Consider the following 20,096-nt stretch of genomic DNA (forward strand, 5'->3'; position numbering starts at 1 on the left):
AATACCTAATAACAATTTACGATGAATTAACTATCGAGCAAACTTATTAAATACCGTCCATATGCATTCTTACTTAAAGATTGAGCAAGCTTTCTTAATTGAGCCTCGTTAATCCAACCTTTTCGAAATGCAATCTCCTCAGGGCAACTCACCTTTAGGCCTTGTCGCGTTTCGATGGTTCGAATAAATTGGCTTGCATCTAGCATGGATTCATGAGTTCCAGTATCCAACCAAGCATACCCACGATTCATTATTTTTACTCTTAAGCTACCTCGACGAAGATATTCTTCATTCACATCGGTGATTTCCAGCTCACCTCGTTTTGATGGCTTGATATTCTTTGCTATTTCTACAACTTTATTGTCATAAAAATAAAGCCCTGTTAGCGCATAATTTGATTTTGGGCTTACTGGCTTTTCTTCAATCGATATAGCATGGCCTAGTGCATCAAACTCCACCACACCATAACGCTCTGGATCATTCACGTGGTAGGCAAAAACACTTGCTCCATTCTGCTGTTCGTTAGCATCGCACAGCAAACTAACTAACTCGTGTCCGTAAAAAATATTGTCGCCTAGCACAAGCGCCACATTATCTTTCCCGATAAAATCTTCACCAATGATTAAAGCTTGTGCCAGACCGTCCGGGCTTGGTTGCACGGCGTACTGCAGTTTTATCCCCCACTGGCTGCCATCACCGAGCAATTGCTCAAAGCGTGGCGTGTCTTGTGGGGTGGAGATGATCAGAATATCGCGAATACCCGCCAGCAATAAGGTGCTGAGCGGGTAGTAAATCATTGGTTTATCGTAGATCGGCAGCAGTTGTTTTGAGACTGCGATGGTCGCTGGGTACAAGCGCGTACCCGAACCACCTGCCAAAATAATGCCTTTACGGTTTGCCATGTTCATGTCCTCAATGGGTCTATATCTGGTGGCTAGGCTTGCTTAATCAGCATCATTACCTGCTGGACGGCACTTGGCCACTGCGGCAAGACTAGACCGAAGGTGCTTTGCAGTTTGCGGGAATCAAGCCGCGAGTTTGCTGGACGCGGCGCGGGTAGCGGGTAAGCACTTGCTGGAATCGCTTGAATATCTTTGGCTGCGATCTTGAGGGTATAACCCTGCAGAGTAGCAAATTCATTAATCAGCAACGCATACCCATACCATGACGTTTCACCTGCCGCCAGCAGATGATAGGTACCGTAGGCAAAGTTGGATTGGTCGGCACTACGTACGTACTGCGCGACGATCTGGGCAGTGACATCGGCGAGCAAGCTAGCAGACGTTGGTGCGCCGTATTGATCATTGATCACACTGAGCGCATCACGTTGCAGCATCAGTCGCAACATAGTTTTAAGGAAGTTGCCGCCATGAACGCCAAAGACCCAGCTGGTGCGGAAGATCAAATGGCGCGGGTTAGCGGCAGCCACGGCCAACTCGCCCGCCAGCTTGGTTTTGCCGTACACCGATTGCGGATTAGGCTTATCGGTCTCAACGTAGTAACCGTCTTTTTTGCCATCGAACACGTAATCGGTCGAATAGTGAACGAGCAAAGCACCGAGCTTGGCAGCTTCTTCGGCGAGCACTTGTGGTGCAATCGCGTTCAGCGCTGTGGCTAGCTCAACTTCAGACTCGGCCTTGTCTACTGCGGTGTACGCAGCGGGGTTGACGATGATGTCTGGCCGAACGCGCTGCACCAGCTCTCGAATCGCAGCAGGATTAGACAGGTCGCATTCTTCGCGATCCACCGCGATCACCTCGCCCAATACGGCGAGGCTACGTTGCAGTTCAAAGCCTACTTGCCCATTTTTACCCGTGACGAGTATCTTGGGTATTGCGTTCAAAGCCATGATCAGGCTCCGTACTGGGTCGATACCCATTCGCGGTATGCACCGCTGGTTACATTTTGCACCCACGCCTGATTCGTCAGATACCACTCGACAGTTTTACGAATCCCCGACTCAAACGTTTCAGCAGGTTTCCAGCCCAATTCTCGCTCGAGTTTGCGCGCATCAATCGCGTAACGGCGGTCGTGCCCCGGGCGATCGGTAACATAGGTAATTTGCTCGGCGTAACCTTGACCATCCGCTCGAGGTTGCAATTCATCGAGCAAGCCGCAAATGGTTTTCACCACGTCCAAATTGGCTTTTTCATTCCAGCCGCCAACGTTGTAGGTTTCGCCCACTTTCCCAGCTTCAAGAACGCGACGGATCGCTGAACAATGGTCTTTCACATACAGCCAATCGCGAATTTGCTGGCCATCGCCATAAATCGGAAGTGGTTTACCATTGAGTGCATTCAAAATCACCAACGGAATGAGCTTCTCTGGGAAGTGGTATGGACCGTAGTTATTCGAGCAATTAGTTGTCAACACTGGCAAACCGTAGGTGTGATGCCATGCGCGAACCAGGTGATCCGAAGCGGCTTTTGACGCCGAGTAGGGGCTGTTTGGCTCGTAAGTGTTGGTCTCGCTGAACGGAGGATCATTCGCTTCCAGCGTACCATACACTTCATCAGTCGATACATGCAGAAAACGGAAAGCCGCCTTCTCATCCGCAGACAGATCATTCCAATAAGCACGTACGCTTTCCAGCAGATTGAACGTGCCGACCACATTGGTTTGGATGAAATCGCCTGGGCCGTGAATAGAGCGATCTACGTGTGATTCGGCAGCAAAGTTAATCACTGCTCGGGGTTTGTGCTCCGCCAACAGGCGGCCAATGACTTCACGATCACCAATATCGGCACGGACGAAGACATGGCGGGTATCGCCCTCTAGAGCTTTGAGGGTATCGAGATTACCGGCATACGTCAGCTTATCTACGTTCACAACGGGCTCATCGAAACCAGCCAGCCAATCAAGTACAAAATTACCGCCGATAAATCCTGCACCACCAGTTACTAAAATTGTCATTGCAACATTCCGAATATATTTTACGCGACAAACACAGACAGTGAGGCTTACCCAATCCAGTTACAACTTACTTAGCACGCCATGCGGCAACAATTTTACTCATCAAGGCGGTTGAGGTCTCATCTTCACGCGACTTGATGAAAGCCTCCGCAATAAACGCCCACAGCACAGATCCAAACAATGCGGCAAAGGCTGATAAAAGTACAATTAGCGCGCGCCTAGGGCCTGATTTCTCATCTGGCACTTCTGCGGCGGTCATTTTCAACTCGTCTCGTTCTTGTTTTTTTAACAGATCAATGCGGCGATCCAGGCGCTCAATCAATGCACCCCAATAGGATTGCTGCTGCAAAGCATCAACCGAAGCAATCCACAAGCCTGTATTCGTTGCCGAGGATTGTTTTTTCATGCCATCAACAACGAGACGCTGCAGACTAGCAAGCTGGTCTTGCATACGGACTAATTCATTTTGCATGAGGTCTGATACCCCCCCCTGCAGAGTTGACTCCGCCTGAATCGCAGCAAGGCTGGTAATACCATAACGGTCAGCAGGCGACAGTAGCGCAATAGTGCTTGCCATTTCTGGCTGGGTGATTAGAGTATCAAATTTGGCCTTATTCTTAGCCGCAATATCACGGCGCAGCTCTAGATCGTAACGACCTTTAGAAATATCGAGTAAGCGCATCGTGTACAGATTGCTCTGTAACGCCCCCCCCATTCGATTAGCTAGTTTTGCAGCAAATTCAGGCGATTCATCACTCACATTCACATCTAAAAAACCATCTTTCGCGTTCAATGCAACCTTGACCTGCTTTGCCATCGCACTGCGTGTAGCTTTGCGGCCTTTAACGCCATAGTGCTCCGCAAGCTTGAATTCTTTTGATATCTCTTCCAACACCTGGTCATTAGTTAGCACCCAGTTATATACTGCCGCATTTTTTGAAGGGGCAATTTTTAGCGTTGCGGTATATTCGTTCGGCAATGTCAGACTAACCACGGCGGCCAGCACGCCAGCCATTAGTGGTAACCCGATAATCTTTTTTTTGTGTTTAGCCAAAACAAGAACCAGATCTAGCAGTGACACATCATCGGTGGAAGATTGCTCTTTAAGTTGATTTGGCGTTGAATCGTTAGACATTTTTAATTCTTATTCGAGTTAGAGGTAGGCGAAAAATAAAATGGCATCTGTAGTCATATTATTTGTGGCATGCATTTTACCTAACTACAGCATCATTTAGTCAATTTGTAAGCAAAAAACCCGCCTAGGGCGGGTTTTTTTCGTCAAGATTTCACGAAAGTCAATTACACCTTAGAAGGCAAACACGCTGTCCGCGTTTTTCCAGCGTGCTAGGTTGTAATCAAACACTTGCCGCGTCACGAGCTTAGCATTTGCTTCGGCGGCCAATTGAGCAACAGTTGCATGCATGATTGGCTCATTACCCAGCACCGTAATCAAGCGCCCTTCTGGCGCCAATTGCTTAACCAGTTCATCTGGAGTTGCCTCAAATGATGCGGCAGCGATGATGGCATCAAATGGGCATTGCTTGCTAGTGAGAGTAACACCTACTTCAATACTCACATTTTTGATACCTGCTGCTTTCAGTGCACCATTCGCCAATTCTGCTTGTTTAGTATCCGCTTGAATTACTACAACCTCAGCGCAGAGCCCCGCTGCCAGCGCTGCCAAGTAAGCTGTACCTGCTCCAACGATCAAGACTTTATCAGTTTCTTGCAGAGCTATTTCCTGCAGCAAACGCGCTTCTACCTTAGGTGCCAACATCAGTTGACCATTGCCCAGTGGCAACTCAACATCAACGAAGGCGAGCTCTTTTTTATCGGCTGGCACGAAGTCTTCGCGGCGAGTATGCAAAATGCGATTGAGCACTTTAGCATCCAGCACATTCCATGGGCGGATTTGTTGTTCTACCAGTAAATAACGTGCTTTTTCCCAATCCATGTTTGTGTCACCTCAAAGCTTGACCATTCTCGGCCAGTGTTAATCGAATATATCTTGCAATTATCCCACAACTCTTTTAATTTCACATTCATTCATATCGCTAGGGGTTCTGGCTACGTTGTTTTAGCCGGATGAGAAACACCCTTGGAACCTGATCCGGTTAATACCGGCGAAGGGAAGCGAGTGCGTTTCATCCCTCACTCTGTCTCCCCTCGTCCGTATTTCGATTCGATATCTCAGTGGCATATCGCCAACTGTAAACCGAATGCGTGAATATCATTGGAGACCATAAAATGAACGCCAAAGTTGAATTCTTAGCCACCGAAGCAGTGGTTGATTCTGCCGCCATCCAGCCTTTACCCAATTCACGCAAGGTTTATGTCGAAGGCTCACGCCCCGATATTCAAGTGCCGATGCGCGAGATCAGCCAAGCTGATACCCCAACTATGTTTGGCGGCGAACAAAATCCCCCCATCTACGTTTACGACTGTTCTGGCCCTTACACCGATCCGAACGCGACCATTGACGTTCGTAAAGGACTCGCTCCAATCCGCGCAGCGTGGATCGAAGAGCGCAACGACACCGAATTGCTCGACGGTATGACCAGCGAATACGGCCGTGCCCGCGAAGCCGACAAGAGCCTCGACGATCTGCGTTTCGAATTACAGCGCAAACCACGCAAAGCCAAAGCAGGCCAAAACGTGTCGCAAATGCACTACGCGCGCAAAGGCATCGTGACGCCAGAAATGGAATACGTTGCAATCCGTGAAAATCTACAGCGCGAAAAATACACTGAAAGCCTGTTGGCACTCGGTGAGAAGGGCAAAAAGCTCGCCAAAATGATGCTGTTCCAGCACCCAGGTCAAAACTACGGTGCAAATATCCCAGAAAAAATCACGCCTGAATTCGTTCGTGATGAAGTTGCTGCGGGTCGCGCAGTCATCCCGAATAACATCAATCACCCAGAATCAGAGCCAATGATCATCGGCCGGAATTTCTTGGTGAAAATCAACGGCAATATCGGTAACTCCGCCGTTACGTCAAGCATCACCGAAGAAGTCGATAAAATGACTTGGGGCATCCGTTGGGGCGCCGACACGATCATGGATCTGTCGACTGGTAAAAACATCCACGAAACCCGCGAATGGATTTTACGCAATTCACCCGTACCAATTGGTACGGTGCCTATCTACCAAGCTTTGGAAAAAGTAAACGGCAAAGCCGAAGATCTGACGTGGGAAATCTTCAAAGACACGTTGATCGAGCAAGCCGAGCAAGGCGTTGACTACTTCACCATCCACGCCGGCGTATTGTTGCGCTACGTGCCAATGACCGCCAATCGTATGACTGGCATCGTGTCACGCGGCGGCTCGATTATGGCCAAATGGTGTTTGGCGCATCACAAAGAAAACTTCTTGTACACGCATTTCGAAGAAATCTGCGAAATCATGAAAGCCTACGACGTGGCGTTCTCGCTTGGCGATGGTCTGCGTCCGGGTTCAGTATGGGATGCGAACGATGAAGCGCAATTGGGCGAATTGAAAACACTGGGCGAATTGACCAAAATCGCTTGGGAACACGACGTACAAGTCATGATCGAAGGCCCGGGCCACGTGCCAATGCAATTGATCAAAGAAAATATGGATAAAGAGCTGGAATGGTGCCACGAAGCGCCGTTCTACACCCTTGGCCCATTGACGACCGATATTGCCCCTGGTTATGACCACATCACTTCGGCGATTGGCGCGGCGCAAATTGGTTGGTATGGCACGGCAATGCTCTGCTATGTAACGCCAAAAGAGCACTTGGGCTTACCCAACAAAGCCGACGTGAAAGAAGGCATCATCACGTACAAATTGGCCGCCCACGCAGCCGACTTGGCCAAAGGTCATCCGGGCGCGCAGATTCGTGACAACGCTTTGTCGAAAGCACGTTTTGAATTCCGCTGGGAAGACCAATTCAATATCGGCCTAGACCCAGACCGCGCGCGTGAATTCCACGACGAAACCCTGCCGAAAGACAGCGCTAAAGTCGCTCACTTCTGCTCAATGTGCGGCCCTCATTTCTGCTCGATGAAAATCACACAGGACGTGCGCGAATATGCTGAACAGCAAGGCATCGATGCTGAAGCTGCATTGGCCAAAGGCATGGAAACCAAGTCGATTGAATTTATCAAGGGTGGCGCAAAGCTGTACGATAAAGCTTAAGCACTAGCTAAAATACCCTAAAATCACTAAAGCCACGCTCGCGTGGCTTTTTTTATGCGGCCACGTATTGCACTTCCATCAAACATAAAAAAGCCCGTGTCATTTGACACGGGCTTTTAGGTATATCGCTGTAGCTATCAAAATATCAATAGCTAGTAGCAGATACCCTATCGATTACCAAGCACCCACCGCTTTTTGTGGGAATTCTTGTTTGGTAGCGAAAGTTTTACCATTCACGGTAATCACAAAGTTCGATGGGCCAGAGATTGGCAGTTTGTAATCGAGCTTGATGTCTTTGACCGCACCAGCTGCCATTGCTGGCAAGGCTACATCAACAGTTGTGAAGTCACCTTTGTAACCACCGATGGTGTTGCCAGTGTGCTCGGTTGACACGATAGTCAGACCGCTACCTGCCATCGTGGCTGGCGCTGAAACTGGGTATTGGAACGTCAGTTTTGCACCCGTTGGCAATTTCAGCCCGGTGTTGTTGACGATGTGCAGCGTCGGTGCGATTGGGTAGTTACCCGCATCACCCAAGCCAAACTTGGTCAACTCAACCGTGATATCAAGCACTTGTGCTGGCATTGCAGTTTTCGCACGCGTATTGCCATATGGCGTTGCACTGCGGAATTTATCAGCCAGCAAGGTAGTCAACGTAGCGCCTGGTACGTACTGGCCTTTAGTGCCATTCAGATTGGTACGGTTAGCATCCCAATCATAATCGCCAGCCAACTCCCAGTTCATCGCGCCGCCGATACCGTTTTTGATGATCCAATCCGCTTTCACGCGCATTGATTCTTCATCTTCGGTCGACAGGAAGACTTTCTTGCTGTCATTCCACAACCAAGGTGCCACCAGCGTTGCATCGTAATAGCGATCATACTTGCCAACGATATCGGCGGCAGTGAAGCCCCAATCTTTCAGGTAATCACCGGCGATGCCTTTCTCAAGGTTTTTCGCGTGCCACATTGGGTTAGAGCCTGCATCTTCCACGCTGCCTTTTTCATCGACATCAAACCAGATATTGTCGATGCCTTTGGCGCCAATGCCGCATGGTGCTTCTACGCCCGGTGGGCAAGTATTGGTCGATGCAGTACCCCACAGACCGTGATTACCGCCAGTCACATTCGACCAGCCACGGGTATAGTACGGAACGCCAACGTTGATACGGCCTGCAGGCATAGACCCACGGTAGTATCGGTAAGCCCAATCGGTATTGAGGTAGCCAATACCACCGTATTGCGCGTCAGTGTAAACACTCCAACGCGCCAATTCGCCGTCTTTACCATCGTCAAACAGCGCAGCGTTCGGGCCAACAAACTCGTTCCATGTGCCGTGCAAGTCGTAGCTCATCACGTTCACGAAGTCGAGGTATTTGGTGACTTGGTAGCTTTCCATGCCGCGCAACAAATAGCCTGACGCAGGCACCGCAGCAGTCAATTGGTAGTACTTACCATCGGCCACAGCCGCTGTATCGAGCTTGTCACGCAACACGCGCATCAACTCACGATAACCCGCTTGCAGCCCTTTCTGGCGTGGAGTAGCAAATGACCAATCGAGTGGGTTACCCGAATTTTCCATCGTAGTTGGATATTCGTAATCGATATCCGCGCCATCAAAGCCATATTGACGAACAAATGCCGCAACTGAATCAGCAAATGCGTTAATCCCTGCAGTATTAACTGTGCCGTCCGCATTGGTCGTCATGGCATAGAAGCCGCCCGATGCGACGCGTTTGCCATCGGCGCCAAAATAGCCGCCAGTTTCAGCCCAACCCCCAATCGACACCAGTGTTTTCACGCCGGGATTGAGTTTTTTATATTTGTTAAGTTGATTGAAATGGCCTTGGTAAGCATACGCAGGGTCCATCGCCGCTTCTGGAATATTGGGCCAAGTAAGTTTGGTCGATTCGTTATCCGCCGCATCCGCATTCACCGAAATGGTGTTATTGCTATCAACATGCGCAAAGGCGTAGTTGATGTGCGTCATCTGTTTCCACGGAATATTGTGGGCCAGATAAGTACCCTGCTTCGGATCTTTCCCTGCGCGCCAGTTGGCAAAATAGCCAATATTCCGGCGCTGCAAACCATTCGCCAGTTTTTCGCGGCCATTGCTATCGTAGGCCAAGCAATAAGGCACGTTCGCGACACCACTCACCATCCCATCTGGGCGGCATTGATCATTATTCCCAACTGGTGGCAGTGATGGTGTTGGCGTTGGCGACACAACCGGCGTTGCGCTTGGAGTCACACTTGGAGTCACACTTGGAGTCGCTGTCGGAGTAATCACAGGCGTCGCAGTCGGCGAAGCGCTAGGTTTAGGGCTGCTGGTGATAACTGGCGTAGCGGTTGGCGTTACCTGTGGAGTTGGGCTTGGTGACACAACTGGGGTAGCGCTTGGTTTAGGGCTTGCAGTTGGCACAACCCCGTCACAGCTACCGCCTACTTTCCACAAAGTTGGCGTAGTAGCAGGTGTCCAGCCAGCACCGACATAAGCCGTGTGCGCGCTAGTAGCGGTATAGGTCACGCCATTGTAGCTGACCACATCACCCGCTTTATAGCTCGCACCCTCAGCCCAAATAACACATGCGCCTACTGGAGGAGTAGTCACGGCTGGAGTAGCGGTTGGTTTTGCGCTCGGAATCGGGCTTGGCGTAGCTGGCGCAGTAGTCGGTTTTACTGTCGGAGCAGAGCTTGGAATAACCGTCGGTGTAGCAGTGGCAACCGCAGTTGGTGCAGGGGTCACAGTACCAGTGGTACAAACCCCTTGATCAGCCCAAACACCCCAATCTGCAGACTTGCTCGGATCATCACCCTGCGTCCACCATTTGTTTGAATAATTATGGCCATTTTGGCTCACCAAAGTACCGCCAGCGGAATACACCGTAGCACTTGACCATGGCGCAGCACAATTTGCCGCTTGGGCCGAACCCGCAGCGACAAAAATGCCGAGCGCAATCGTGCGCATGACAAATTTAGTTTGCATTTCTCTCTTCCATCCAATTTTAGGGATTTTTATAGTGGTATTTTTGTGTAGTGAATAAAAATACCACTACAAGTGCATACTAGGGAAAACCCCCTGCCACCGCAACACACGCACATTAACAATCGTTAATCTTTGCACTTGTAAGAGAACCATCGCACACCATTGCCGCGCCCAATCACCAGCAAGCAATCGCCTGCACCACAAAACTCAAGCAGCATTGGGCAAATCCGCTTAAAATCAGCGCCTTGCCCAAACATCACCCCAGCCGCTTTGCCCATGCAGCAACTCAAATATATTGCCCACTACCCAGCCCCGCTCATTGAACAAGTGCAGGCCTTGATCGCCAAAAATCAATTAGCCCCGATGCTGGCCAAGAAATACCCCAACCGGCATCAAATACAAACCGATAAAGCCTTATATGACTATGTGAGCGAATTAAAATCCGAGTTTTTCCGCAATGCGGCGGCAATTTCCAAGGTGGGTTTTGATAGCAAGATCAGCGTGATTAATCACGCGCTGGGGCTACACACGCAAATTGCGCGGGTACAAGGGGGCAAGCTGAAAAGTAAAAATGAAATCCGCATTGCGACGCTATTTAAAAATACGCCACCCGAATTTTTAAAAATGATTGTTGTGCACGAGCTGGCACACTTAAAAGAAAAAGACCATAACAAGGCCTTTTACCAACTGTGCCAGCATATGGAACCCAATTATCTACAATATGAATTCGATCTGCGGCTGCACCTAACGGTACAAGATCTGGGCCTCGCAAATAACTAAGGGTATATCGCTACAGGCTTTATATAAATTAAACCGTAGCAACATACCAAGCTAATCACGCTAGCGGGCCAACATCCATCCCATCATAACTGCGCAAACCGTGCTGCGCAGCGAAGTCGACCAGCTCGGCATTGCGCGCGAACAGTGATGCTGTGGTATGCACCTCGGCTTTTTCCATATGCAACACAAAATACTCCTGCTTGCCCGCCTCGAGCTGCGGAATAAACAAATCCACAAAGGCATAACCCTGCGCTTCGAGTAGCGGAATGACATCGGTCAGCTGCTCATCTTGATCAGCAGTAAAAAAATAGCCCCACAACAGCGGCGCGGATAAATCCCAGTCGGTGTTGTCACGGATGCTGGCGAACAATTCTTCGAGTTGGTCTAGGGTGATCATCATTTACCTTTAAGTTTTTTTGTTCTTCTGCTCTTCTTTTCAGCGCGAAAACTAATTTGAATGAGCTGTGCAATTAACACCAAAATCAAGCTGGATAGCCATATATAGGCACCTGCTTCAATCCCCGTTACTGTACCAGCATAAATATCACGGTTTGAATCAAAGCCAAAACTATAAAAACGTAAACAATCTAAGCCCAAACCCACCGCCAGCGTCGCCAAAACTACACTGGTTTTAGGATGTTGTTTAATCAAAAGCACACTCAACAGCATCGCGGGGTTGGCAAACCACGCCAGATTAGCCTTGGACAATAAAACGCCTCCCCAGCCAAAAAACAGGATGTAGAGCCCACTTAATGATGAACTAGGATTATTGGTGGTGTATGGATGTAAATACAGTGCAATCAGGTAGCAACCCAAAGCCATCCACAAAATTATTTGTGAAATTCGATTAATTTCTCGTGTTGCCATACCTGTTCCAATATTATTCGCGTACCAGAGTATTTTACTTAACTACTGCCCCGCGCACCTCAAACCCCACCTTCTGTACCACCTTCCCCTGCGCATCGCGCAGTTCAAGCTGGTATCGCCCCGGCCATGGGAACCATTTGGTCTGGTTGCCGCGGCCGATTTGTTTGCCGTCTAGCCACCATTGCGCATTCGCTACGCCACGGGCGCGGAATACCAAGCGCTGGTTATTGGGCGGCACGTCGGGGTCGAGCGCGAAGATGCTACCGTCGAGCGGCGCAATGATGCCCGGCGCTTGGTTTTGTTCTGGCTGTGTTTCGGCGACGATCAGCTCGCGCTCGGTGCCAGCCAGAAACCATTCTTTGCGGCTGGCTTCAATCTGGTTTTGATACTTAAGGTCGCGGCTAGTCACTCCCTGCGGTGGGCTGGGCGCTCGTGAGGCTGGCGCCGATTGCTGCGCGCGGCTGAGTACCGCTTGCCATACCGGCGCAGCGCCGTGCATGCCTGAGACATCCCACATCGGCTCGCCGCTAGCGTTGCCGACCCAAACGCCGACGGTAACAAAACGCGAGAAACCGATAGTCCAGTTGTCCCGCATGTCTTTGCTGGTACCGGTTTTCACCGCGCTCCAATAGCGCGTTGATAGCGCACTTTCCAGCCCGAACGTTCGCGCGCGCGCGCTGCGGTCTGACAGAATATCGGCGACGATAAAGCTGCTGGCCGGATCAAGTAGCGGTTTGGGTTTCACTGCAGGCTCAACGAGAGTCCAACGCGGCGCCGACCAAGCCCCGCCATTGGCGAGCGTGCGGTAGGCGTTGGTCAGCTCAATAAGTCGTACATCCGCCGCACCGAGCGCCAGACTCGCGCCGTAGTAATCGCCATCTTGCTCCAGACTTTTCATCCCCAGTGCAAACAGCCGATCGCGCAGCGCATTCGGGCCGACCATTTCTATCGCCCGTACCGCAGGCACATTCAGCGATGAGCCCAGCGCGGTACGCACCGATACCAGCCCTTTAAAGTCTTTGGCGTAATTTTGTGGCGCGTATAGCCCGCCTGCGGTTTGTAAATCCAACGGGCTATCGTCGAGTAAAGACGCGGCGGTCAGGTATTTTTGCTCGAACGCCAATTGGTACAAAAATGGCTTTAAGGTGGAGCCCGCTTGGCGTAGCGCTGTTACACCATCAACATCCGCCGCGTTCGACGTAGCAGCGCCTGACGAGCCAATCCACGCCAGAATATCACCACTGCGGTTATCAAGCACGATGACCGCTCCGTCTTGCACATTGCGTTTAGCCAGTGCCGCCAAGTGACGGCGTAACATCGCATTGGCGTACTGCTGCAGCGGCAAAGACAGAGTGGTTTTAACTGTGCTACCAGCGCTGATTTTATTTTGCGCAATCAGTTTGCGCGCAAAATGCGGCGCTTCGTTTTCCGCCAACGGGTTCGGTGCTTTGCTGCGCGAGATGGCGATTTCGGTATCGACTTTGATACTCGAACACGATGCCTGCCGCCCCAAATCCTGCACAATTTTGCACGCGCGGCTGGCAACGCGATCAACGCTGGCGTTTGGCCCGCGAATCAAGGCGGTGGCAATCGCCGCTTCGGTTAAATTCAAACCCGCTGGCGTTTTGCCAAATAGCGTATGTGAGAGTGCGGAAAGGCCGACAATCTCACCGCGAAAGCTGACCTTATTTAAATAGGCCTCAAGGATTTCAGCCTTGCTCCACTCCTTTTCCAGCCAAGTTGCCGACCACGACTGCCCAACTTTTTGCCAAACCGAGCGGCCGCTATTACTCGCTTTCAGATCATCATCGAGTAAACCAGCCAGCTGCATCGTAATGGTCGATGCGCCACGCGTTTTGGTATTCCATACATTGCCCCACGCGGCGGCCGCGACGCCCGACCAATCAACACCGCTGTGCTGGTAAAAGCGTTTATCTTCGGATATCAACAAGGCTTGGCGCATCGCGGGCGAAATATCGGGCAAGGCCACCCAATCGAGCTTGCGCGTTTTCATATCAACGCGAACTCGCTGCAATGGCGCGCCTTGACGGTCGAGCAAGAGCACGTCAGACGAGCGCCAAGCGGCTTTCACTTCTTTAAAACTGGGGTTGGCCCAGACTGGCGCAACGACGAGTGCCGCCACAAGTGGCCACAGAGATAACTTCATGCACAATCCAAAAGGTGGTCAGCCGCATTGCGCCGCTGACCACTGCGTTACTCATTATTATTTTGCCGCGTTCACTTTGATCGCCGCATTGGGCAGCATGCCAAATACATCGGGTGCATACATCGCTTCGACACGCGTTGGTGGAATTTGGAATGTGCCCACATTATTGAGTCGCATCGTGTATTCCACTTTCAAGTTGCCCCGCGGCACATAGCCGTAGAAAGCGCGATAGCTGCTGAAGGAGCGCTCGACAAAATCGGCGTAGTCTCCACCGTTTGCGTCTTTGCTATCAATGGCCGAATCACGCCCCAGCCCGCTGCCTTGTATCGCCGCGCCAGCCGGAATCGGGTCGTTCACGACCACCCAAGTCATATCTGCTTGCGCGGTGATATCAAGCACCACTTTCACTACATCGCCCGGTTGATACTGACCCGCCACTTTTTGGCTGACCGGCGTAATGGTTTTCTTAATACTGTAACCGGCGTAGCGCGGCGCTTTGAGCACAATTGCGGCTTCGGCCTGCACAGTCGCCCACGGCTCGCCACTGCCAGTGTGCTTCACATTCAAGCCGCCTTTGCCGCTAGCAGGCCATGGCAGCAGCCCCAAGCTTTGCACGCCTTCTTTTGGCCAACTTAGGTTCAATGCAGCGCCCCCCAAGTTTGCGCTTGTTGTGCCAGTAACGGGTGTGCTCTCAAATTGACGCGAGAACGCACTCACTGCCAATGTGCCCCACAAATTGGCCGTCGTCGTCTGCCAATGCCCTTTGCTCTGACGCGCCAACAGTCCGGTCAACACGCGCGGCATGTCGGCCTGCCAATCCGGCAAATTGCGCGTTGCCAAAATCAGCTTGGCGGCGTTCACATCGGGGCTGCCCATCAGCCACCACGCCACATCGTCGCGCTCGGTGCTAAACACCATGCGCGTGCCTTGGTAGGTCAGGCGCGCGCGCAGCAGATTGCTCGCCTCGGTGACTTTCGCAGCCTGATTCGGAATACCTTTGGCACGATTAAGCAACGATAGCCAATCAACCAGCATCGCCGTACTCATTTTTTGCGGGTTGAGCTCAACGACATCGAGCATGGTCGGCTTAAACATGCCGTAGCGCGCGAGCACTTCCATCGCAGCAAGACGACGCACATCGGCGTCTTGGCGGTTGTACGCCAAATCACGCTTAATGCGCCCTTCAACAAATGCCACCAAGGCGTTCAGCATCCGTTGGCGCGGCGCATCAGGAATGGTTTCACCCGCTTCGTCTGCCACTGCCAACAGATAGGTAGTCAGGGTATCCGTACCTGCGTTACGGCTAGATTCACCTAGCGGCCAATACCATGCCAGACCATCGTTATCTAAATACAGCGGCAATTCGGTCATTAGCTTTTGCCAGCGCGCCTTATCACCCAAGCCCAGCGCCACCGAGGTACGCTGCTCTAGGCACGAATACGGGTATTCGCTAAACCAACGACGCACGCCCGGTAAATCGTTGCCGAGCTTGTTTTGCAACGAGACGCGAATCCCGCCGCGACCAGCCAACGCATTCGGCGGCAGCGCAACCGGAATTTGCAGCTCGCCATTGCTAACCCGTTGCAGTGTGGCCTGCTCTACGGTAACGGGCACGGCAGGTTCAACTTGCTGGCTAGCCGCCAGTTTATCCGCAGCTTTCCCACCCACTTCCTGTACCGCAAACACCCAATCGAGTTGCTTAATATTGTTGGGTACCGTAATCGGCCAGTTGATAAAGCGCGCCTCACCGGCAGGCAGCTCGACTTGCTGTGGGTTCAAACCCGCAATGCCTGATGCGGTAGCATTAACTTTTACCGTCATCTTGCGCTCGCTGCCATTGCGCAGCGTAATGCCCGCCGCGACCTGATCGCCTTCGCGCACCACCGGTGGTATGCCAGAAGTCAGCTGCAGATCTTGCCGCACGACAAAGCTGCCCTCACCCGTACCAAATTGATCGCTTCCCACATCAGCCACCGCCACAAGGTGGAATTTGGTCAGCGCGTCGTTAATCGGTACTTTCACTTTGGCCGTACCGTTGGCGTCGAGAACCACGGCGGGTTGCCATGTAAGCAAGGTATCGAGCAACTCGCGCGTCGGCGCTTTACCGCCACCGCCGCCCGGTGGCAATGCTTTGCGACCGTAGTGCCGCTTACCAACTACTTCGAGCTGCGCAGTCGCCATTTCTACGCCAAAACTATGCCGCTGATACATTGCCTGCAAAATTTGCCAAGAGGTATTGGGCTGCAGCTCAAGCAGCGCCTCGTCTACCGCGGCAAACGCCACCTCGGTACCCGCTGGCGCCGGTTTGCCGTTCGGTAACTTCACTTTAATCGTCACATCGGCAGTTTCGCGAATCCCATAGGTGGCTCGCGCTGGCGTTACTTCAATTTGCAAGCGCTTCGCGGCGTCGCCGACCTTGATCTCGGCCACGCCGTATTTAAAGGCTGGGCGTGATAAATCGACCATCGCGGTTGGCGCGACATAATCTTTGCCTTCGTTCCAATAGGCATTCCACCATTCTCCCGGTGTTTTCCAACCCCAAGTAAAGAACGAATACCACGGCACATCGCGCACGCGGCCGCGCACCGCCAGTACCGACACATAGACATTCGGCGTCCAATTATCTGCGATTTTTAATTCAAAACTCGCGTTTTTGCCGTCAAGCTCAACGACGCGCGTTTCCATAATGCCTTCGCGCTCAATACCAATCCAAGCGGTGGCTTTACGGAATGGCATCCGCACTTGGAATTTTGCCATTTCACCCGGCGCATAACTGGCTTTTTCTGGCAGCACATCAATGCGGTCATTATTATCAGCGTCAAACCACAGCTCATCGTGCTGGCTCACCCACACATCCTGCGCGCTGCGGGCCAAATTGCCCTGCTCGTCTTTCACCTCGGCAATCAGCTCCATATTGCCTGCATCTTTAAAGCTGATTTCGCAGAACACTAAACCCTGAGCGTCGCTCGTTTCGCTGCACACCTTGCCTTTGTCGTCGATTTCTTCGCTGTTGTCCCAAGCGTAGAAACCACCGACCAAGCGTTTGCGCGCACTCAAATAGCGATGCTCGCGCAAGCTAACTTTGACTTCCTTGCCCTTTACCGGCTTGCCAGTGGTATCGAGCACGACAGCTTTCAGCTGCAAGGCTTTGCCCGTGCTAATCCAGCTTTCTACGTTCAAACCTACTTGCAAGGCCGCAGGCCACAGCGCGATCCGGCGCGAAATGGTTTGCACTTCACCATTTGGATCGCTAAACGTCATTTCGCTGACTAAATCGTAGGCGCGATCAAGTGTTGGCAGATTGCTCACTTTGGTTTTGCCGTTACCGTTGGCATCAAGGACAACAGCAGCTTTATCCAGCACAACTTTGCCATCAATCGACGGTGTTTTTTTATCTTCGGGCTGGCTCGGTGGGCTAAAGCTAAAACCTTCGTAATTGCGCGGTGATTCATAGCGGCGCTCCAGCATGGCGCTCACTTGTACCGGCCACGCTTTAGCTGGCCCGCCGTTACCCCAAGCTAAAGAAACATTCAGAGGTATTTCTTTGGCACCAATGCCAGCATTCTTCTCTGCGGCAATACCCCCAGTCATTACAGGTAGGCGGAATTCCTCGACACGGAAACCACCGCTTTGCAATGAATAACCATCTAGCTCTGGCTTGGCTGAATCGGCATTATTTTTGCCTCGCGAGCCTTTGCGCTCTAAATAAATCGAGTACTCGCCCAGCTTGGCCGCTTTAGGAATCGCAAAGCTTGATTCGGCGTAACGACCTTTGCGCCAAGTGAGCGGGATTTTCACTTCATCGCCGCTACCGTCGTGGACAATACGCACTTGTTCTGGCAGCTGATTAGTCTTCAGCAACGAGAGCCCTTGCGTGCCTTTTAGCCGCAAGAAATGCTTCATCGATACCGTTTCACCAGCGCGTAGCAAGCTGCGATCAAGCACTGTATGCGCGCTAATGTTTGAGGTTTCGTCAAAATAAGTGGGGAATGGGAAACGCCAAGCTTCGATGCCACGATTCCAGCTAGATCGTACAAACGACACATCGTCATTGCCGTTGGTATCTTTGGCGCGCGCGGTTACAAACAAGCCGGATAGCACCGCGTCCGAGCATGAATTGGCGTTGGGTAGCGCCTGATTAATTTGCACAAAGCCTTGGGCATTGGTCTGACCGCTCCACAATTTTTCGCCCGTGCAGTCAAACACATTGATCGCCGCGTTCGGTACTGGGCGCGCTTTATCCAGCGTTGTCACCCAAACAGCGGCATTGTCGCCCGACTGTTTAAAATGCACCGCCATATTGGTTACCAGCGCTGCAGTGCGCACATACATCGGCTTATTGACGCCAAGTAATGATTTACCAAGCAACTGCGAAGCCACCTCGACCACATAAAATCCGGGCTTAGGCAGCGGAATGCCAACCACTTCAAACGGCCACTTGCCATTGGCATCGGGCTGAGCCGGTAATTTCAGCGCCTGTGCAGCTTTTTCTTTTTTCAACAAAGATAACCGGCGTGACTCAACATTTTTCTTGCCAACCGCAATCGTACTTTCGTCGTATTCGATCACTTTAGCCAGCCAATTCATCATGCTGGCTTCGTCACCAATTCTTAGCGATTGCCCGTCTAATTGAACCGATTTAATATTTAAATCACGCTCAACACCACGCAAGGTCATCGGCAGCAGCGCGTCGCTGCCCGATTCGATAATCCCAAATGGCGCGGCAGAAAATTTAGCCAGCGGTGGGTAATCTGAAGTTTTAATCGCCAGTGGGAAACGCTGCTTATTCACTAACTCGCGCCCCACTTCGTCGACAAAATCACTCGGCAACTCGAGCTTCATGTCCTCCAACGCATTAAACGGTGGCGCAAATACAATTTCATCGAGCGGCTGACCGCGGCTTGATTGCGGCGCCTTTGGCGCACGCTCACCCGACGCGCCTTTTAATCTAATCGCCAAAGCCAGTTTTTCAGGCACTGGCGAGCTAAATTTCAGCGTAATGGGCTTAAATGGAATACACGCACCTTTGGCGTTTTCGCGCTGGCAACTCATGCTGGCGGTAAACGCGGCGCGTACCTGAAAATTGAGCCGATCTGGCGTCGCTTTGCCTCGCGTGTGCACCAAAGTCATTTTGCTATCAGGCGCTAAGCGTTGCCCACACGTGACGGTAGCGATGGTATCAGCCTGTTTTTGCAAGTCCAGATGTTTAAGCAGCGTAGCCCGATCATCAGCATTCAGCGCAGTTACCGCAATCCGTTCGGGGGAGCTACTCGACTGACAATACAGCGTAGAGAGCGAATCGGCTTTGCCATTAAATTGCAGCACAAAAGCTTGATCTTCGGCGATAGAGTCGCCATCAGGCCAGCTACGCTCAATAATTGCCGCACCGGTAGTAAATTTGAAGGGCTGGCCAACAAGCAAAGCTTCGCCTTTCAGATCTTTCCAACCTGGCTTAGCTTTAAATTGGCAGCTCGTATTGGCGGGCGGCGTTTGCTCGATATCGAGCACCCACGTTTTATCATCAACCCAATGCGATTTGCCCTTGAGTGGACAATCCCAGCTCAGCGGCGCTGGCGCTGCGCTATTACCGAATGCGATGGCGGATTCGGCAAAACTAACCCTCACCTGCTCAAGCCGCTTCACTTCGCCTTGCGGGCTAAAAGTAACAATTTTCGCGGCCATCACCGACGTCGACAGCAGCAACAGACTGAGAGATTGCACCGATTTACGCATCGCCTAGCACCTTAAATTGCAATTAGCTTTCAATAATATTTTGCAATTTTACAGACTAAGCATTAATTAAACGAGCATTTAGTCTGAGCTAGGTGCAATGGAACACATCTCTAGTACCACCCAAGGGTATATCAATAGAAATTATGCGCAATATCGATCAGGAGCAGATGCAGGCGGAGAGTATTTCAAAAATACAAAGCAAAAAGCCCAGCTATTTCTAGCTGGGCTTTCTACTTACTTAGGGTAGTCTGGCAATGTCCTACTTTCACACGGGCAATCCGCACTATCATCGGCGCTGAGGCGTTTCACTGTCCTGTTCGGGATGGGAAGGAGTGGGACCACCTCGCTATGGTCACCAGACAAAACTGGGTGAGTTAGCTGTGCTTTATACACAACCACTCGAAATCAATAGAAGAAGTAATCTTATTTCTCTTCACCAAACAATTTCTTTGGGTCAACTGTATCACGTCATATCAACGCGTCTCAGGTT

Annotated in this window: 13 protein-coding genes, 1 rRNA gene and 1 riboswitch; of the genes, 2 read left to right on the forward strand and 12 right to left on the reverse strand. The window is 51.4% G+C overall.

Annotation, left to right across the window (positions count from 1 at the left end):
• Positions 1 to 26: 26 nt before the first annotated feature.
• The 5 genes from rfbA to HZU75_RS02605 all read right to left on the reverse strand — a co-directional run bounded on the left by rfbA (position 27) and on the right by HZU75_RS02605 (position 4,867).
• Positions 27 to 902 (reverse strand): glucose-1-phosphate thymidylyltransferase RfbA, encoded by an 876-nt coding sequence (rfbA, locus tag HZU75_RS02585; RefSeq protein WP_180307656.1) that lies wholly within the window; start codon positions 900 to 902, stop codon positions 27 to 29.
• Positions 903 to 934: 32 nt separating this feature from the next.
• Entirely contained in the window at positions 935 to 1,849 is a 915-nt protein-coding gene (rfbD, locus tag HZU75_RS02590; protein ID WP_180307657.1) for a dTDP-4-dehydrorhamnose reductase, read from the reverse strand.
• Positions 1,850 to 1,851: 2 nt separating this feature from the next.
• Positions 1,852 to 2,913, reverse strand: a complete 1,062-nt coding sequence (gene rfbB / locus HZU75_RS02595; protein WP_180307658.1) for a dTDP-glucose 4,6-dehydratase — start codon at positions 2,911 to 2,913, stop codon at positions 1,852 to 1,854.
• A gap of 67 nt (positions 2,914 to 2,980) precedes the next feature.
• Positions 2,981 to 4,048, reverse strand: a complete 1,068-nt coding sequence (locus HZU75_RS02600) for a Wzz/FepE/Etk N-terminal domain-containing protein (protein ID WP_180307659.1) — start codon at positions 4,046 to 4,048, stop codon at positions 2,981 to 2,983.
• A 171-nt stretch (positions 4,049 to 4,219) separates the two neighbouring features.
• Positions 4,220 to 4,867: a protein-L-isoaspartate O-methyltransferase family protein gene (locus HZU75_RS02605; RefSeq protein ID WP_180307660.1), complete on the reverse strand. Its 648-nt coding sequence runs from the start codon at positions 4,865 to 4,867 to the stop codon at positions 4,220 to 4,222.
• Between the two features lie 92 nt (positions 4,868 to 4,959).
• A riboswitch (TPP riboswitch) is annotated at positions 4,960 to 5,062 on the forward strand.
• Positions 5,063 to 5,160: 98 nt separating this feature from the next.
• Here HZU75_RS02605 and thiC point away from each other — a divergent pair.
• A complete protein-coding gene (thiC, locus tag HZU75_RS02610; RefSeq protein ID WP_180307661.1) occupies positions 5,161 to 7,074 on the forward strand; it encodes a phosphomethylpyrimidine synthase ThiC in 1,914 nt (637 codons plus the stop codon).
• Positions 7,075 to 7,248: 174 nt separating this feature from the next.
• On the opposite strand, the gene HZU75_RS02615 is transcribed toward thiC, so the two are convergent.
• Both HZU75_RS02615 and HZU75_RS02620 read right to left on the reverse strand, forming a co-directional pair.
• Positions 7,249 to 10,059 carry a glycosyl hydrolase family 18 protein gene (locus HZU75_RS02615; protein WP_228028162.1) on the reverse strand — a complete coding sequence of 937 codons (2,811 nt, stop codon included), beginning with the start codon at positions 10,057 to 10,059 and terminating at the stop codon, positions 7,249 to 7,251.
• 125 nt (positions 10,060 to 10,184) lie between these two features.
• Complete coding sequence (locus HZU75_RS02620; protein ID WP_180307662.1) at positions 10,185 to 10,337, reverse strand: hypothetical protein; 153 nt, start codon at positions 10,335 to 10,337, stop codon at positions 10,185 to 10,187.
• On the opposite strand from HZU75_RS02620, the gene HZU75_RS02625 reads away from it, so the two are divergent.
• Positions 10,336 to 10,839 carry a M48 metallopeptidase family protein gene (locus HZU75_RS02625; RefSeq protein WP_180307663.1) on the forward strand — a complete coding sequence of 168 codons (504 nt, stop codon included), beginning with the start codon at positions 10,336 to 10,338 and terminating at the stop codon, positions 10,837 to 10,839. The two genes, HZU75_RS02620 and HZU75_RS02625, sit on opposite strands and share 2 nt — an antisense overlap.
• A gap of 55 nt (positions 10,840 to 10,894) precedes the next feature.
• On the opposite strand, the gene HZU75_RS02630 is transcribed toward HZU75_RS02625, so the two are convergent.
• The 5 genes from HZU75_RS02630 to rrf form a co-directional block, all read right to left on the reverse strand.
• Positions 10,895 to 11,239, reverse strand: coding sequence for a ribonuclease E inhibitor RraB (locus tag HZU75_RS02630; RefSeq protein ID WP_228028163.1), 345 nt, complete (start codon positions 11,237 to 11,239; stop codon positions 10,895 to 10,897).
• Positions 11,236 to 11,706, reverse strand: a complete 471-nt coding sequence (locus tag HZU75_RS02635) for a hypothetical protein (RefSeq protein WP_180307664.1) — start codon at positions 11,704 to 11,706, stop codon at positions 11,236 to 11,238. The genes HZU75_RS02630 and HZU75_RS02635 overlap by 4 nt, the downstream gene beginning before the upstream one ends.
• Before the next feature lie 34 nt (positions 11,707 to 11,740).
• The gene (gene pbpC / locus HZU75_RS02640) at positions 11,741 to 13,873 is read right to left on the reverse strand and encodes a penicillin-binding protein 1C (RefSeq protein WP_180307665.1); all 2,133 of its coding nucleotides are present in this window, start codon (positions 13,871 to 13,873) and stop codon (positions 11,741 to 11,743) included.
• 57 nt (positions 13,874 to 13,930) lie between these two features.
• Positions 13,931 to 19,606, reverse strand: a complete 5,676-nt coding sequence (locus tag HZU75_RS02645) for an alpha-2-macroglobulin family protein (protein WP_180307666.1) — start codon at positions 19,604 to 19,606, stop codon at positions 13,931 to 13,933.
• Positions 19,607 to 19,852: 246 nt separating this feature from the next.
• A 5S ribosomal RNA gene (gene rrf / locus HZU75_RS02650) occupies positions 19,853 to 19,966 on the reverse strand.
• Positions 19,967 to 20,096: the final 130 nt, after the last annotated feature.

The organism is Chitinibacter fontanus (assembly GCF_013423785.1).
Classification (GTDB): domain Bacteria; phylum Pseudomonadota; class Gammaproteobacteria; order Burkholderiales; family Chitinibacteraceae; genus Chitinibacter; species Chitinibacter fontanus.

Coding starts and splice junctions, on each gene's coding strand:
- rfbA (WP_180307656.1), bottom strand. CDS start 902: ATGGCAAACCGTAAAGGCATTATTTTGGCAGGTGGTTCGGGTACGCGC.
- rfbD (WP_180307657.1), bottom strand. CDS start 1,849: ATGGCTTTGAACGCAATACCCAAGATACTCGTCACGGGTAAAAATGGG.
- rfbB (WP_180307658.1), bottom strand. CDS start 2,913: ATGACAATTTTAGTAACTGGTGGTGCAGGATTTATCGGCGGTAATTTT.
- HZU75_RS02600 (WP_180307659.1), bottom strand. CDS start 4,048: ATGTCTAACGATTCAACGCCAAATCAACTTAAAGAGCAATCTTCCACC.
- HZU75_RS02605 (WP_180307660.1), bottom strand. CDS start 4,867: ATGGATTGGGAAAAAGCACGTTATTTACTGGTAGAACAACAAATCCGC.
- thiC (WP_180307661.1), top strand. CDS start 5,161: ATGAACGCCAAAGTTGAATTCTTAGCCACCGAAGCAGTGGTTGATTCT.
- HZU75_RS02615 (WP_228028162.1), bottom strand. CDS start 10,059: ATGCAAACTAAATTTGTCATGCGCACGATTGCGCTCGGCATTTTTGTC.
- HZU75_RS02625 (WP_180307663.1), top strand. CDS start 10,336: ATGCAGCAACTCAAATATATTGCCCACTACCCAGCCCCGCTCATTGAA.
- HZU75_RS02620 (WP_180307662.1), bottom strand. CDS start 10,337: ATGGGCAAAGCGGCTGGGGTGATGTTTGGGCAAGGCGCTGATTTTAAG.
- HZU75_RS02630 (WP_228028163.1), bottom strand. CDS start 11,239: ATGATGATCACCCTAGACCAACTCGAAGAATTGTTCGCCAGCATCCGT.
- HZU75_RS02635 (WP_180307664.1), bottom strand. CDS start 11,706: ATGGCAACACGAGAAATTAATCGAATTTCACAAATAATTTTGTGGATG.
- pbpC (WP_180307665.1), bottom strand. CDS start 13,873: ATGAAGTTATCTCTGTGGCCACTTGTGGCGGCACTCGTCGTTGCGCCA.
- HZU75_RS02645 (WP_180307666.1), bottom strand. CDS start 19,606: ATGCGTAAATCGGTGCAATCTCTCAGTCTGTTGCTGCTGTCGACGTCG.